Origin of the sequence: Klebsiella indica (genome assembly GCF_005860775.1) — a bacterium.
Taxonomy (GTDB): domain Bacteria; phylum Pseudomonadota; class Gammaproteobacteria; order Enterobacterales; family Enterobacteriaceae; genus Klebsiella; species Klebsiella indica.
This window is the reverse complement of the sequence record NZ_VCHQ01000084.1, coordinates 1-568: the sequence shown is the minus strand read 5'-3', so window position 1 is coordinate 568 and position 568 is coordinate 1. Positions and strand designations below refer to the sequence as shown.

The window sequence follows — 568 nt, the reverse complement described above, 5'->3', positions numbered from 1 at the left end:
TTTCAGTTCCCCCGGTTCGCCTCGTTTGACTATGTATTCATCAAACGATGATGCACCGTAATGCACCGGGTTTCCCCATTCGGACATCGCCGGGTCAAGGGTTCATATCACCTCGCCGGCGCTTTTCGCAGATTAGCACGTCCTTCATCGCCTCTGACTGCCAGGGCATCCACCGTGTACGCTTGGTCGCTTAACCTCACAACCCGAAGATGTTTTATTCTGTCCGGCTTGTTGCGCGTCGTGAATACTGCGTTGTTCCGTACTCGCGATGCTCATGGACATTCAGTCCACTGCGCTCGCTGCGTGCGGTACGCCTTGTCTTCACATCGCTCACATCACCTTTTACAGTGTCATCTTCTGATTGCGATAATTTGAGAGACCCGAACACACTTATTCAGTGTGTCGTTTCAATTTTCAGCTTGATCCAGATTTTTAAAGAGCAAATATCTCAAACGTCACCCGAAGATGAGTTTTGAGATATCATCGGTTGTGCCTTTCACTCACACCCAGCAAGTGGCGTCCCCTGGGAGGTCTGACCTCATCAGTTGAACGCTGGCGTCCCCTAGGG

The 568-nt window shown here is 51.1% G+C and carries 1 rRNA gene; it reads right to left on the bottom strand.

What is annotated here, in order from left to right:
- Positions 1-196: ribosomal RNA gene (locus FE839_RS24590) — 23S ribosomal RNA — on the bottom strand; the annotation flags it as partial.
- Positions 197-568: the final 372 nt, after the last annotated feature.